At 63.2% G+C, this 13,198-nt stretch carries 13 protein-coding genes; 10 read left to right on the top strand and 3 right to left on the bottom strand.

Features of this window, described 5'->3' with window-relative positions; genetic code table 11:
- Positions 1–129 precede the first annotated feature (129 nt).
- Complete coding sequence (locus DNK89_RS06855) at positions 130–1,344, top strand: fatty acid desaturase (RefSeq protein WP_110959461.1); 1,215 nt, start codon at positions 130–132, stop codon at positions 1,342–1,344.
- Positions 1,345–1,578: 234 nt separating this feature from the next.
- Here the strand turns inward: DNK89_RS06855 and rpmG are convergent, their stop codons facing one another.
- From rpmG to trxB, 3 genes are all read right to left on the bottom strand, one after another.
- Complete coding sequence (gene rpmG, locus DNK89_RS06850) at positions 1,579–1,749, bottom strand: 50S ribosomal protein L33 (protein ID WP_005797189.1); 171 nt, start codon at positions 1,747–1,749, stop codon at positions 1,579–1,581.
- A gap of 11 nt (positions 1,750–1,760) precedes the next feature.
- Positions 1,761–1,994 (bottom strand): 50S ribosomal protein L28, encoded by a 234-nt coding sequence (rpmB, locus tag DNK89_RS06845; protein WP_015013086.1) that lies wholly within the window; start codon positions 1,992–1,994, stop codon positions 1,761–1,763.
- A 269-nt stretch (positions 1,995–2,263) separates the two neighbouring features.
- Positions 2,264–3,217 carry a thioredoxin-disulfide reductase gene (gene trxB, locus DNK89_RS06835; RefSeq protein WP_015013087.1) on the bottom strand — a complete coding sequence of 318 codons (954 nt, stop codon included), beginning with the start codon at positions 3,215–3,217 and terminating at the stop codon, positions 2,264–2,266.
- A 186-nt stretch (positions 3,218–3,403) separates the two neighbouring features.
- On the opposite strand from trxB, the gene DNK89_RS06830 reads away from it, so the two are divergent.
- The 9 genes from DNK89_RS06830 (at position 3,404) to DNK89_RS06790 (ending at position 13,108) form a co-directional block, all read left to right on the top strand.
- On the top strand, positions 3,404–4,081 hold the full coding sequence (locus DNK89_RS06830) for a Crp/Fnr family transcriptional regulator (protein ID WP_015013088.1): 678 nt from the start codon (positions 3,404–3,406) through the stop codon (positions 4,079–4,081).
- Between the two features lie 73 nt (positions 4,082–4,154).
- Positions 4,155–6,491, top strand: a complete 2,337-nt coding sequence (locus DNK89_RS24955) for a DNA translocase FtsK (RefSeq protein ID WP_060986905.1) — start codon at positions 4,155–4,157, stop codon at positions 6,489–6,491.
- 44 nt (positions 6,492–6,535) lie between these two features.
- Positions 6,536–7,168, top strand: a complete 633-nt coding sequence (gene lolA / locus DNK89_RS06820) for an outer membrane lipoprotein chaperone LolA (protein ID WP_060986904.1) — start codon at positions 6,536–6,538, stop codon at positions 7,166–7,168.
- 94 nt (positions 7,169–7,262) lie between these two features.
- Complete coding sequence (locus tag DNK89_RS06815; RefSeq protein WP_110959459.1) at positions 7,263–8,618, top strand: replication-associated recombination protein A; 1,356 nt, start codon at positions 7,263–7,265, stop codon at positions 8,616–8,618.
- A gap of 360 nt (positions 8,619–8,978) precedes the next feature.
- Positions 8,979–9,908 (top strand): branched-chain amino acid ABC transporter permease, encoded by a 930-nt coding sequence (locus DNK89_RS06810; protein ID WP_015013095.1) that lies wholly within the window; start codon positions 8,979–8,981, stop codon positions 9,906–9,908.
- Between the two features lie 13 nt (positions 9,909–9,921).
- Positions 9,922–10,998 (top strand): ABC transporter ATP-binding protein, encoded by a 1,077-nt coding sequence (locus DNK89_RS06805; protein WP_015013096.1) that lies wholly within the window; start codon positions 9,922–9,924, stop codon positions 10,996–10,998.
- 25 nt (positions 10,999–11,023) lie between these two features.
- Positions 11,024–11,806 (top strand): ABC transporter ATP-binding protein, encoded by a 783-nt coding sequence (locus DNK89_RS06800; protein ID WP_015013097.1) that lies wholly within the window; start codon positions 11,024–11,026, stop codon positions 11,804–11,806.
- Positions 11,807–11,808: 2 nt separating this feature from the next.
- Positions 11,809–12,537 (top strand): ABC transporter ATP-binding protein, encoded by a 729-nt coding sequence (locus DNK89_RS06795; protein ID WP_015013098.1) that lies wholly within the window; start codon positions 11,809–11,811, stop codon positions 12,535–12,537.
- A 208-nt stretch (positions 12,538–12,745) separates the two neighbouring features.
- A complete protein-coding gene (locus DNK89_RS06790) occupies positions 12,746–13,108 on the top strand; it encodes a DMT family protein (RefSeq protein ID WP_015013099.1) in 363 nt (120 codons plus the stop codon).
- The last annotated feature ends 90 nt before the right edge of the window (positions 13,109–13,198 follow it).

Here is a 13,198-nt window from a genome sequence, read left to right as displayed (position 1 = left end):
TGCTGGGTGTAGGGCTCTAAACCAGCGTAAACACGCTGGATTTCCCTGACCCTTTCAGAGGCAGGCCCTCTAAAATGAAATAGCTGCTTCGTTGGTGAGCAGGTTCTCTGTAGTAAGGTTTTTGTGAATATGCTGTTACCCGACTGGGCTGTACTGAACGCCGCCATTGACTGGCTTGGAAATGGGTTGTGGAACCTGGCCTGGTGGCAGATCGTGTTGTACACCCTCGCCACGACCCACATCACCATCGCAGCGGTCACGATCTTTCTGCACCGCGCCCAGGCCCACCGCGCGCTGGACCTGCATGCCATTCCTTCGCATTTCTTCCGCTTCTGGCTGTGGATTGGGACCGGCATGGTCACCAAGGAATGGGTGGCCATCCACCGCAAGCACCACGCCAAATGCGAAACCGTGGACGACCCGCACAGCCCCCAGACCCGTGGGCTGGACACCGTGATGTGGCGCGGCGCCGAGCTGTACCGCGCCGAGTCCAAGAACATGGAAACGATCAAGAAGTTCGGTCACGGCACGCCCGATGACTGGATGGAGCGCAATGTTTACACCCGCTACGGCTGGCAAGGCGTGGGCCTGATGCTCATTCTGGACCTGGCCCTGTTCGGCGCCCTGGGCGCGGCAGTGTGGGCGGTGCAGATGCTCTGGATTCCGTTCTGGGCCGCCGGTGTGGTCAATGGCGTGGGTCACTACTGGGGCTACCGCAACTTTGAGGCGCAGGACGCCAGCACCAATTTGTCCCCCTGGGGCATCATCATCGGTGGCGAGGAGCTGCACAACAACCACCACACATACCCCACGTCGGCCAAGTTCTCGGTCAAGCCCTATGAGTTCGACATTGGCTGGGTGTACATCAGCCTCATGAAGAAAATCGGCTGGGCCACGGTGAAGAAGGTGCCGCCCAAGCTGCAACTGGGCGATGTGAAGCCCGTGGCCGACGAAAAGACGCTGGAAGCCTTGATCGCCAACCGCTACGAAGTGATGGCTGGCTATGCGCGCGGCGTGCGGCAGGCTTGCAGGGACGAGATTGCCGCGCTGCAGGCGCGTCAGGCCGATGTGTCGGTGCTCAAGGCGGCCAAGCGCTGGCTGCACCGCGATGCCGAGAAGGTGCCAGCGGGCGCCTTGCCGCAGCTGGCGCAGGCCCGTGCGGCATCTCCGACGCTCGACAAGATGGTGACCATGCGCGAAGAGCTGCGTCAGCTGTGGTTGAACACCTCCCACTCCCGCGAGCAGCTGACTGCTGACCTGCAAGCCTGGTGCCGCCGAGCGGAAGAAAGCGGTGTGGCGGCCCTGCGCGAGTTCTCCATCCGCCTGCGCGCTGCGCGTGCCTGACCAGATGTTCTCAGGACGTTGAGGGGCTGGCTACAGGTCCGGGCACCTCAGACGCACCTCCCATCAAACCGCTGTAAGGCCTTGTGCCTGCAGCGGTTTTTTGTTGGCTTCAGCGGAGAAGGAAGGGGCGCGGCGGGGATGCCGCCAGGCTGTACGCAAACACCTGCATGCCCATGAAAAAAGCCGCCGGGCTGGACGCCGGGCGGCTTTTGGGAACACCAGAAAGAGGCTGAATTACTTCAGCTTCATTTCCTTGTATTCCACGTGCTTGCGAGCCTTGGGATCAAACTTCATGATCGCCATCTTCTCGGGCATGGTCTTCTTGTTCTTGGTGGTGGTGTAGAAGTGGCCGGTACCCGCAGTGGATTCCAGCTTGATCTTGTCGCGTCCGCCTTTGCTTGCCATGGTGCTACTCCTTAAGCCTGGCCACGGGCACGCAGGTCTGCGAGCACCGAGTCGATACCGTTCTTGTCGATCAAACGCAGGGCTGCGCTCGAAACACGCAGGCGCACCCAACGGTTTTCGCTCTCAACCCAGAAACGGCGGTATTGCAGGTTCGGCAGGAACCGGCGCTTGGTTTTGTTGTTGGCGTGGGAAACGTTGTTCCCAGTCATGGGCTTCTTGCCCGTTACGTCGCAGACGCGTGCCATGAGGACACTCCGATACTGTATTAACGGCCGTTCGCTGAGCCCTGGGCGGTGGATTTGCCCAGGTTGGCTTGCGGCCTCACCTCGCCAGAAAGGGTGGCGGTAACCCGATTCGCCGGTTTCGGATGACCGCAAAAAACGGGCCGAATTCAGCAAAGCCACAAATTATAGCCTGCAGCCCGATTTTTGTCGACGGGCCGCCCCAAGACAAAAAAGCCCCCTTGGGGGGCAGCGACCCGCGCAGCGGCGGAGCGTGGGGGTCTTGCTCGTCATCAAGCTTCTTGTTCAAGGAAGCGCTGCGCGTCCAGCGCGGCCATGCAGCCCGTGCCCGCGCTGGTGATGGCCTGGCGGTACACGTGGTCCTGCACGTCGCCGGCGGCAAACACGCCGGGCACGCTGGTCTGCGTGGCAAAACCCTTGAGCCCGCCCTGGGTGATGATGTAGCCGTTTTCCATCTCCAGCTGGCCCTGGAAGATTTCGGTGTTGGGCGCATGGCCGATGGCGATGAAGCAGCCCTGCAGCTTGATGTCTTGCGTGCTGCCGTCCTGGGTGCTCTTGATGCGGATGCCTGTCACGCCCGTGTTGTCGCCCAGCACCTCGTCCAGGGTGTGGAACAGCTTGAGCTCGATCTTGCCCGCGGCGACCTTCTCGTGGAGCTTGTCCACCAGGATGGGCTCGGCCTTGAACTTGTCGCGGCGGTGCACCAGGGTGACCTTACGGGCGATGTTGGACAGGTACAGCGCTTCCTCCACGGCGGTATTGCCGCCACCCACCACGCACACGTCCTGGTCGCGGTAGAAGAAACCGTCGCAGGTGGCGCAGCCGGACACGCCCTTGCCCATGAAGGCCTCTTCCGACGGCAGGCCCAGGTATTTGGCCGATGCGCCGGTGGCCAGGATGAGTGCATCACAGGTGTAGGTGCCGCTGTCGCCCGTCAGGGTGAAGGGGCGCTTGCTGAAATCGACCTTGTTGATGTGGTCGAAGATGATCTGGGTCTTGAAGCGCTCCGCGTGCTCCAGAAAGCGCTGCATCAGGTCCGGCCCCTGCACGCCGTGCACGTCGGCGGGCCAGTTGTCCACCTCGGTCGTGGTCATCAGCTGGCCACCCTGGGCCATGCCGGTGATCAGCACCGGGTTCAGGTTGGCGCGCGCTGCATAAACGGCTGCGGTGTAGCCCGCAGGGCCAGAGCCCAGGATCAGAACTTTCGCGTGTTGGGTGGTGGACATGGTAAAAGCCTGTGTTTTGCGCCCGCTACATGGGGCGCTGTTGGGAAAGCTGGGGGTCGAGCCGCCGAGTATCAACCGGCGTCCGCTCGCACGAGTGGCCCCGTTTTCAATCACCGCGATTGTAAGAACCCATTGATAACCCGTTGCGGCTCCGGTTGGGTCGCACCCCTGAAAGGAGATGTTTGCATGTCCACGATGTTGTCCAACCTCGACCTGCTGCGCCGGGTGCCCTTGTTTTCGCTGCTGACGGTGGCGCAGGCGGAGGTGATCAGCGGCGCGGTGATCAAGCGCCGCTTCAAGCGGGGCGAAGCGCTGGTGGAGCAGGGGCAAAAGTCCAATGCCTTGTTCATCCTGCTCACCGGCCGCGCCCGGGTCATGACCTCGGACAGCCGGGGGCGCGAGGTGATTCTGGCCACGCTGGCCCAGGGCGACTACCTGGGCGAGATGAGCATCATCGACAACGAACCCCATTCGGCCACCGTGCGTGCCGAAGTGCAGACCGACGTGCTGATGCTGGGGCGTGCAGAGTTTGCGCGCTGCCTGACGGAAAACGCCTCCATGTCGCTGGTGGTGATGCGCGGGCTGGTCAAGCGCTTGCGCCATGCCGATCGCAAGATTGAGTCACTCGCGTTACTGGATGTGTACGGCCGGGTCGCCCACGCCTTGCTGGACTTTGCGGTCGCCGATGCGCAAGGGCAGTTGCTGATCAAGGAAAAAATCTCGCGCCAGGACCTGGCCAAGATGGTGGGCGCGTCCCGCGAGATGGTGAGCCGGGTGATGAAAGACCTGGAGGAGCGTGGCTTCATTGAAGCGTTGCCCAATGGGGCCACCTTGCTCAAGGACCGGCTGAACGCCTTGGGCTGAAAGTGGGGTGGCAGACCCTGCGCCGGGTGCTGCGCCCGGCGCAATGCATGCGGTAAGCTCACCCCGCACGTTTATGACCTATTCCCTCAATACCCTGAATGCATCGGCGGCAGCCAAGTCGCCGCCCCGCACGGGCGCTGCCCGTTTTGGCCACGAAATCGCCCTGGTGGTGGGCTTGCTGGCCCTGGTTTTCTGGCTGCTGGCGCTCGTCAGCTATTCGGCGCAGGATGCGGCCTGGTCCACCTCCGGCGCCCGCGATGTGCGCTCTGTGGCCAACTGGGCGGGACGTTTTGGTGCCTGGCTGGCCGATGGCAGCTACTTTGCGCTGGGCTTTTCGGTGTGGTGGTGCGTGGCGGCCGGTGTGCGCGCCTGGCTGTCGTCACTGGCGCGCTGGATGCGCGGGGGCGAAGTGGTGGCAGGCGCCGCCAGCCCTTTGGTGCGCCGGGCCACGTTCTGGGGGGGGCTGGTGGTGCTGATGTGCTCCAGCACGGCGCTGGAGTGGTCGCGGCTGTACCGGTTTGAAACCTTCCTGCCTGGTCACGCTGGGGGCGTGCTGGGTTATGTAGTGGGGCCAGCCAGTGTGAAGTGGCTGGGTTTCACAGGCTCTGGGTTGCTGGCCATTGTGCTGGCGGTGGCGGGCGCAGCGCTGGTGTTCCGCTTCTCGTGGGGCCATGTGGCAGAGTTTCTGGGTGGGCGCATTGATGCACTGGTGCAGTCTCGCCTGGCCAAACGCGAGGTGGCCAAGGACGTCGCCGTGGGCCGCAAGGCCGCCCGCGAGCGCGAGGTGGTGGTGCTCGAAGAGCGCACCGAAAGCGAAGTGCACCACCCTGAACCCGTGCAGATCATCGAGCCGGTGCTGGTCGATGTGCCGCAAAGCACCCGCGTGGTGAAGGAGCGCCAGAAGCCCCTGTTCACCGATATGCCCGACAGCAAGCTCCCGTTGGTGGATTTGCTCGACAGCCCACAGCAGCGCCAGGAGACCGTGGCGCCCGAGACGCTGGAGATGACCAGCCGCCTCATCGAGAAAAAGCTCAAGGACTTTGGCGTGGAAGTGCGCGTGGTGGCCGCCATGCCCGGCCCGGTGATCACGCGCTACGAGATCGAGCCCGCCACGGGCGTCAAGGGTTCGCAGATCGTAGGCCTGGCCAAGGACCTGGCTCGCTCGCTCAGCCTGGTGTCTATCCGTGTGATCGAGACCATTCCGGGCAAGAACTACATGGCGCTGGAGCTGCCCAACGCCAAGCGCCAGTCCATCCGCCTGTCTGAGATCCTGGGTTCGCAGGTCTACCACGAGGCCAAGAGCATGCTCACCATGGGCCTGGGCAAGGACATCGTGGGCAACCCGGTGGTGGCTGATCTGGCCAAGATGCCGCACGTGCTGGTGGCCGGTACCACGGGCTCGGGCAAATCGGTGGGGATCAACGCCATGATCCTCTCGCTGCTGTACAAGGCCGAGGCGCGCGACGTGCGCCTGTTGATGATCGACCCCAAGATGCTGGAAATGTCGGTCTACGAAGGCATTCCGCACCTGCTGGCGCCCGTGGTCACTGACATGAAGCAGGCGGCGCACGGCCTGAACTGGTGTGTGGCCGAGATGGAGCGCCGCTACAAGCTCATGTCCAAGCTGGGTGTGCGCAATCTGGCGGGCTACAACACCAAGATTGACGAGGCCAAGGCGCGCGAGGAGTTCATCTACAACCCTTTCAGCCTCACGCCCGAAGAGCCCGAGCCGCTGCAGCGCCTGCCACACATTGTGGTCATCATCGACGAGCTGGCCGACCTGATGATGGTGGTGGGCAAGAAGATCGAAGAACTCATCGCCCGCTTGGCGCAGAAGGCGCGTGCCGCGGGCATCCACCTGATCCTGGCCACCCAGCGCCCCAGCGTGGACGTGATCACCGGCCTGATCAAGGCCAACATTCCCACCCGCATTGCGTTCTCGGTGGGGTCCAAAATTGACAGCCGCACCATCCTCGACCAGATGGGCGCCGAGGCTCTGCTGGGCATGGGCGACATGCTCTACATGGCCAGCGGCACGGGCCTGCCGATCCGCGTGCATGGCGCTTTTGTGTCAGACGAAGAAGTACACCGTGTCGTCAGTTACCTCAAGGAACAAGGGGAGCCGGACTACATAGAAGGCGTGCTCGAAGGCGGAACTGTGGATGGCGAGGGCGATCTGTCAGGGGAAGGCGGCGGTGGTGAAGGCGGCGAAAAGGACCCCATGTACGACCAGGCCGTCGAAGTGGTGCTCAAGGACCGTAAGGCGAGCATCTCGTACGTGCAGCGCAAGCTGCGCATTGGTTACAACCGCTCGGCGCGGCTGCTGGAAGACATGGAAAAAGCCGGTCTGGTCAGTGCCCTCACGGCCAGCGGCCAGCGTGAAGTGCTGGTGCCCAACCGCAGCGAGTGACCGGCTGGACCGCAAGGCCGGTCACCACCCCACAGGAGTTCGTGTTGAAAAAGATCGCTACTGCAATTTTGATAGCTGCTGCGGCAAGCGTGGCTAGCGCTGACGGGCTGAAAAGCCTGGAATCCTTCATGAAGGGCACGCAGACGGGCAAGGCCGACTTCACGCAGACCGTGACCTCGCCGCCCAAGGACGGCCAGGCTGCGCGCACCAAGACGTCGAGTGGCAGCTTCGAGTTTCAGCGCCCCGGGCGCTTCAAGTTCGTCTACAAGAAGCCTTTTGAGCAGACCATCGTGGCCGACGGGCAGACGTTGTGGCTGTATGACGTGGACCTGAACCAGGTCACGCAGCGCTCACAGTCGCAAGCGCTGGGCAGCACCCCTGCCGCGCTGTTGGCATCGGCGCCCGACCTGTCGGCGCTGAAGGCCGATTTCACGCTGGAGGCCGCCCCCGACGCCGATGGTTTGCAGTGGGTGCTGGCCAGCCCCAAGACCAAGGACGGTCAGCTCAAGAGCGTGCGCGTGGGCTTTGCGGGCGAGCAACTGGCGGCGCTCGACATTCTGGACAGCTTTGGCCAGCGCTCGCTGATCCGCTTCAACGGCATGCAGGCCAATGCAGCCTTGCCCGCCAGCACCTTCCAGTTCAAGCCTCCGGCAGGGGCTGATGTGGTGAAGCAATAGATTGCTCCTAAAAATGTAGCTGCCGGCGCATGATTTGTAGGCGCTAGAGGCCTATCTGGCTTGAAAATCAGCCTACTGTAGACAGGACACGACCATGGCAGCACGCAGTGCCTCCGCCCCTTCTTCGGCGCACCCATCCAGCCACCAGCCCCTGGCCGAGCGCCTGCGGCCCCGCACGCTGGGTGAGGTGATCGGCCAGCAGCATGTGCTGGGCCCGGGCATGCCGCTGCGGCTGGCGTTTGAGTCGGGCCGTCCGCACAGCTGCATCCTGTGGGGCCCGCCGGGCGTGGGCAAGACCACCATTGCGCGGCTCATGGCCGACGCGTTTGATGCGCAGTTCATCAGCATCAGCGCCGTGCTGGGCGGGGTCAAGGACATCCGCGAGGCGGTAGAGCAGGCCCAGGCCGCGCGCGACGGGCTCATGCAGCAGCGCACCATTGTGTTTGTCGATGAAGTGCACCGCTTCAACAAAAGCCAACAGGACGCCTTCCTGCCGCATGTAGAAAGCGGCCTGTTTACCTTCATCGGTGCCACCACCGAGAACCCTTCGTTTGAGGTCAACTCCGCGTTGCTGTCGCGCGCGGCAGTCTATGTGCTGCAGCCCTTGTCCGAAGAGGATTTGAAGCGAATTGTGGCCCTGGCGCAGGCAGAACAAGCGCTGCCAGCTATTGAAAGCGTAGCAATCGACCGCCTGGTGGCCTACGCCGATGGCGACGCGCGCCGCTTGCTCAACACGCTGGAGACGCTGGCCATGGCGGCCGCGCAGGAGAAGCTCACCGAGATCACCGACGCGTGGCTGCTCAAGGTGCTGGGCGAGCGCATGCGCCGCTACGACAAGGGCGGCGAGCAGTTCTACGACACCATCAGCGCGCTGCACAAGTCGGTGCGCGGCTCCGACCCCGATGCCGCGCTGTACTGGCTGGTGCGCATGCTGGACGGCGGCGCCGACCCGCGCTACATGGCGCGCCGCCTGGTGCGCATGGCGGCCGAAGACATTGGCCTGGCCGACCCACGCGCGCTGCGCCTGGCGCTGGACGCGAGCGAGGTGTACGAACGCCTGGGCAGCCCCGAGGGCGAGCTGGCGCTGGCCGAATGCGTGGTCTATCTGGCCGTCGCCCCCAAGTCCAACGCCGTTTACAAGGCCTACAACGCGGCCCGTGCCTGGGTCAAGCAGGACGGCACACGCCCGGTGCCCATGCACCTGCGCAATGCGCCCACCCAATTGATGAAAGAGCTGGACTACGGCAAGGGCTACCGCTACGCCCATGACGAAGAGGGCGGCTTTGCAGCAGGCGAAAACTACCTGCCCGAAGGCATGGCCGAGCCCGGCTTTTACCAGCCCGTGGAGCGGGGGCTGGAGATCAAGATCGCCCAGAAGATGCGGGATTTGCGCGAGCGCAATGTCGCCGCCGCCCACCCGGACGTGCAGGCGCCAGACACCGGCGTCTGATCGCGGGGCCGGCCTCTAGACCGCCAGGGAGTGGGGCGGTCCCTTTTCAGCCGAAGCTGCATCCTTAAAAACCGCGTTATGCCGATTCGGCATGATCAAGGTAATAAGTTTGCACATCAATTATCTTGCGTGCATCAAAAATGCTTATGCAGTGCGTGGCGCGCTGATGTGACCAAAACCCGAGGGAAAACCCCGCCCGGCTTGGATTGGGGCGGTTGTGACTACTCGCTACAATCCCGTCCACAAACCCGCACAGCTGCATTCCTGGCGGGTTTTTTGCTAGATGGCAGTCGGGCCCACAAGGCTGTACCGATTCCGGTGCCAAAGCGGTGGGTACGTCACAAACGAAGGACTTCTCTTATGGACATTTTGCTGCAACAGATCATCAACGGTCTGGTACTCGGCAGCATGTACGCCTTGATAGCCTTGGGCTACACGATGGTGTACGGCATTATTCAACTCATCAATTTCGCCCACGGCGAGGTGCTCATGATCGGCGCCCTCACCAGCTGGAGCTGTATTGGAATGATGCAGGCCGCCATGCCGGGCGCGCCGGGCTGGACCATCCTGCTGCTGGCCACCATCATCGCGTGCGTGGTGGCTGCCACCCTCAACTACACCATCGAGAAGATTGCGTACAAGCCGCTGCGCAACAGCCCGCGCCTCGCACCCCTGATCACTGCCATCGGCATGTCGATCCTGCTGCAGACGCTGGCGATGATCATCTGGAAGCCCAACTACAAGCCGTATCCCACGCTGCTGCCCAGCACGCCGTTCCAGGTGGGTGGCGCCTTCATCACCCCCACGCAGATCCTGATCCTGGGTGTGACGGCGGTGGCCCTGGCTTCGCTGGTCTATCTGGTCAACCACACCAACCTGGGTCGCGCCATGCGCGCCACGGCGGAGAACCCCCGCGTGGCATCCCTGATGGGCGTGAAGCCGGACATGGTGATCTCGGCCACCTTCATCATCGGCGCCGTGCTGGCGGCCATCGCCGGCATGATGTACGCGTCCAACTACGGCACGGCACAACACACCATGGGCTTCCTGCCCGGTCTCAAGGCCTTCACGGCGGCGGTGTTTGGCGGTATCGGCAACCTGGCCGGTGCGGTGGTGGGCGGCATTCTGCTGGGCCTCATCGAAGCCATCGGCTCGGGCTACATCGGCACGCTCACGGGCGGTTTGCTGGGCAGCCACTACACCGACATCTTTGCGTTCATCGTGCTCATCATCATCCTGACGCTGCGCCCCTCGGGCCTGCTGGGTGAGCGTGTGGCCGATCGCGCCTGAGGAGCCTCACACCATGAAGAACACCAAAACCAACTGGATCATCGGCGCCGTGGCGCTGCTGGTGCTGCCGCTGATCCTGCAATCCTTCGGCAACGCCTGGGTGCGCATTGCGGACCTGGCCCTGCTGTATGTGCTGCTGGCCCTGGGCCTGAACATCGTGGTGGGCTATGCTGGCCTGCTGGACCTGGGCTACGTGGCGTTCTACGCCGTGGGTGCCTACCTGTTTGCCTTGATGGCGTCGCCGCACCTTGCGGACAACTTTGCGGCGTTTGCTGCCATGTTCCCCAACGGGTTGCACACCTCGCTGTGGATCGTGATACCGGTAGCGGCGTTGTTAGCGGCGTTCTTTGGGGCCATGCTGGGGGCGCCCACGCTCAAGCTGCGCGGTGACTACCTGGCCATCGTGACGCTGGGCTTTGGCGAAATCATCCGCATCTTCCTGAACAACCTGGACCACCCCGTCAACCTGACCAACGGCCCCAAGGGCCTGGGTCAGATCGACTCGGTCAAGATCTTCGGTCTGGACCTGGGCAAGCGCCTGGAGCTGTTCGGCTTCGACATCAACTCCGTCACGCTGTACTACTACCTTTTCCTGGTGCTGGTGGTGGTTTCCATCGTCATCTGCTACCGCCTGCAGGACTCGCGCATTGGCCGCGCCTGGATGGCCATCCGTGAAGACGAAATCGCCGCCAAGGCCATGGGCATCAACACCCGCAACATGAAGCTGCTGGCCTTCGGTATGGGCGCTTCGTTCGGCGGCGTGTCGGGTGCGATGTTCGGTGCGTTCCAGGGCTTCGTGTCGCCCGAGTCCTTCAGCCTGATGGAGTCGGTCATGATCGTCGCCATGGTGGTGCTGGGCGGTATCGGCCACATCCCCGGCGTGATCCTGGGTGCCGTGCTGCTGTCGGCCCTGCCCGAAGTGCTGCGCTACGTGGCCGGCCCGCTGCAGGCCATGACGGACGGACGCCTGGACTCCGCCATCCTGCGCCAGTTGCTGATTGCCCTGGCGATGATCATCATCATGCTGATGCGCCCCCGTGGCCTGTGGCCGTCGCCTGAGCACGGCAAGAGCCTGACGCAGAAGACCTGAAGAAGAACACCACCGAAAGTTAGCAATGACAGAGAAATCCAATGAAGTGGTGCTGAAGGTCGCCGGTATCTCCAAGCGCTTCGGCGGCCTGCAGGCCCTGTCCGACGTGGGCATCACCATCCAGCGCGGCCAGGTGTATGGCCTGATCGGCCCCAACGGCGCGGGCAAGACCACGTTCTTCAACGTGATCACTGGCCTGTACACCCCCGACGCCGGGACGTTCGAGCTGGCCGGCAAGCCCTACGAGCCCACGGCCGTGCACGAAGTGGCCAAGGCCGGTATCGCCCGCACCTTCCAGAACATTCGCCTGTTTGCCGAAATGACGGCGCTCGAGAACGTGATGGTAGGCCGCCACATCCGTACCAAGTCCGGCCTGCTGGGCGCGGTGCTGCGCACCAAGGGCTTCAAGGAAGAAGAAGCCGCGATTGCCAAGCGTGCCCAGGAACTGCTGGATTACGTGGGCATCGGCAAGTTTGCCGACTACAAGGCGCGTACCCTGAGCTACGGCGACCAGCGCCGCCTGGAAATTGCACGCGCGCTGGCCACCGACCCGCAGCTCATCGCGCTGGACGAACCCGCCGCCGGCATGAACGCCACCGAGAAGGTGCAGCTGCGCGAGCTGATCGACCGCATCCGCAACGACAACCGCACCATCCTGCTCATCGAGCACGACGTGAAGCTGGTGATGGGCCTGTGCGACCGTGTGACGGTGCTCGACTACGGCAAGCAGATTGCCGAGGGCAACCCTGCCGAAGTGCAGAAGAACGAAAAAGTGATTGAGGCCTATCTGGGCACCGGAGGACATTGAGAATGGCCGAAAAATCCAACAAGGTACTGCTGCAGGTCAAGGGCCTGAAGGTCGCCTACGGCGGTATCCAGGCCGTGAAGGGCGTGGACTTTGAAGTGCGCGAAGGCGAGCTGGTCTCGCTGATCGGCTCCAACGGCGCCGGCAAGACCACCACCATGAAGGCCATCACCGGCACGCTGGCGATGAACGATGGCGACATCGAGTACCTGGGCGAAAGCATCAAGGGCAAGGGCGCCTGGGACCTGGTGAAAAAGGGCCTGGTCATGGTGCCGGAAGGCCGCGGCGTGTTCGCGCGCATGACCATCACCGAAAACCTGCAGATGGGCGCCTACACACGCTCCGACAAAGCGGGCATCCTGGCCGACATCGAGAAGATGTTCACCATCTTCCCGCGCCTGCGCGAGCGCAAGGACCAGCTGGCCGGCACCATGTCGGGCGGCGAACAGCAGATGCTGGCCATGGGCCGTGCGCTGATGAGCCAGCCCAAGGTGTTGCTGCTGGACGAGCCCTCGATGGGCCTGTCGCCCATCATGGTGGACAAGATCTTCGAGGTGGTGCGCGATGTGTACGCCCTGGGCGTGACCATCGTGCTGGTGGAGCAGAACGCCAGCCGCGCGCTGGCGATTGCCGACCGTGGCTACGTGATGGAGTCGGGCCTGATCACCATGACCGGCCCCGGCCAGCAACTGCTGAACGACCCCAAGGTGCGCGCCGCCTACTTGGGCGAATAAGCCGCTGCAGCACGCGCACCGCCCTGTCGGTGCCGCTGTCTCCGAAAGGCACTCCAGTGGAGTGCCTTTTTTGCGCCTGCTGCCGGGTGCAGTTGAGCGAATGTTGCTATTAAATGAATAGCTGTCAAGGCATGTAACACCGGCGCGATCGGCTGATTTTGTTCATAATCGATCGATCTGTTCACTCTCTCAGCCCTGACGCCTCACCATGAACGCGCTCCAGTCCCTGCCCATCTCGCTGCAAACGGTGCTGCTGCTCACTGCCAGCAACATCTTCATGACCTTTGCCTGGTATGGGCACCTCAAGAATCTGGCCTCCTCGCCGTGGTACGTTGCGGCCCTCGTCAGTTGGGGCATCGCGCTGTTCGAGTACCTGTTGCAGGTGCCAGCCAACCGCATCGGCTTCACCCAGTTCAACGTGGGGCAGCTCAAGATCATGCAGGAGGTCATCACGCTGGGCGTTTTTGTGCCGTTCGCCGTGTTCTACATGGGTCAACCCCTGAAATGGGACTACCTCTGGGCGGGGCTGTGTCTGGTGGGCGCGGTGTATTTCATCTTCCGGGGCGCCTGACTGCGGACGGCCGGGGCGGGCGTCGCCCCGCCGCCCGTGGCCGTGCGCGCAGGGCGGCATGACCGCATGAGGCAGCGGCATCAACCCCCT

It is taken from the genome of Acidovorax sp. ST3, from assembly GCF_003231145.1.
Classification (GTDB): domain Bacteria; phylum Pseudomonadota; class Gammaproteobacteria; order Burkholderiales; family Burkholderiaceae_C; genus Acidovorax.
Note: the sequence above shows the minus strand (reverse complement) of the source record. Positions and strands in the feature narration are given on the sequence as shown.

What these genes read in the sequence shown, in the direction of transcription:
- DNK89_RS06855 (WP_110959461.1), top strand. Translation starts at nt 130, where the DNA reads ATGCTGTTACCCGACTGGGCTGTACTGAACGCCGCCATTGACTGGCTT.
- rpmG (WP_005797189.1), bottom strand. Translation starts at nt 1,749, where the DNA reads ATGGCAAGCAAAGGCGGACGCGACAAGATCAAGCTGGAATCCACTGCG.
- rpmB (WP_015013086.1), bottom strand. Translation starts at nt 1,994, where the DNA reads ATGGCACGCGTCTGCGACGTAACGGGCAAGAAGCCCATGACTGGGAAC.
- trxB (WP_015013087.1), bottom strand. Translation starts at nt 3,217, where the DNA reads ATGTCCACCACCCAACACGCGAAAGTTCTGATCCTGGGCTCTGGCCCT.
- DNK89_RS06830 (WP_015013088.1), top strand. Translation starts at nt 3,404, where the DNA reads ATGTCCACGATGTTGTCCAACCTCGACCTGCTGCGCCGGGTGCCCTTG.
- DNK89_RS24955 (WP_060986905.1), top strand. Translation starts at nt 4,155, where the DNA reads ATGACCTATTCCCTCAATACCCTGAATGCATCGGCGGCAGCCAAGTCG.
- DNK89_RS06815 (WP_110959459.1), top strand. Translation starts at nt 7,263, where the DNA reads ATGGCAGCACGCAGTGCCTCCGCCCCTTCTTCGGCGCACCCATCCAGC.
- DNK89_RS06810 (WP_015013095.1), top strand. Translation starts at nt 8,979, where the DNA reads ATGGACATTTTGCTGCAACAGATCATCAACGGTCTGGTACTCGGCAGC.
- DNK89_RS06805 (WP_015013096.1), top strand. Translation starts at nt 9,922, where the DNA reads ATGAAGAACACCAAAACCAACTGGATCATCGGCGCCGTGGCGCTGCTG.
- DNK89_RS06800 (WP_015013097.1), top strand. Translation starts at nt 11,024, where the DNA reads ATGACAGAGAAATCCAATGAAGTGGTGCTGAAGGTCGCCGGTATCTCC.
- DNK89_RS06795 (WP_015013098.1), top strand. Translation starts at nt 11,809, where the DNA reads ATGGCCGAAAAATCCAACAAGGTACTGCTGCAGGTCAAGGGCCTGAAG.
- DNK89_RS06790 (WP_015013099.1), top strand. Translation starts at nt 12,746, where the DNA reads ATGAACGCGCTCCAGTCCCTGCCCATCTCGCTGCAAACGGTGCTGCTG.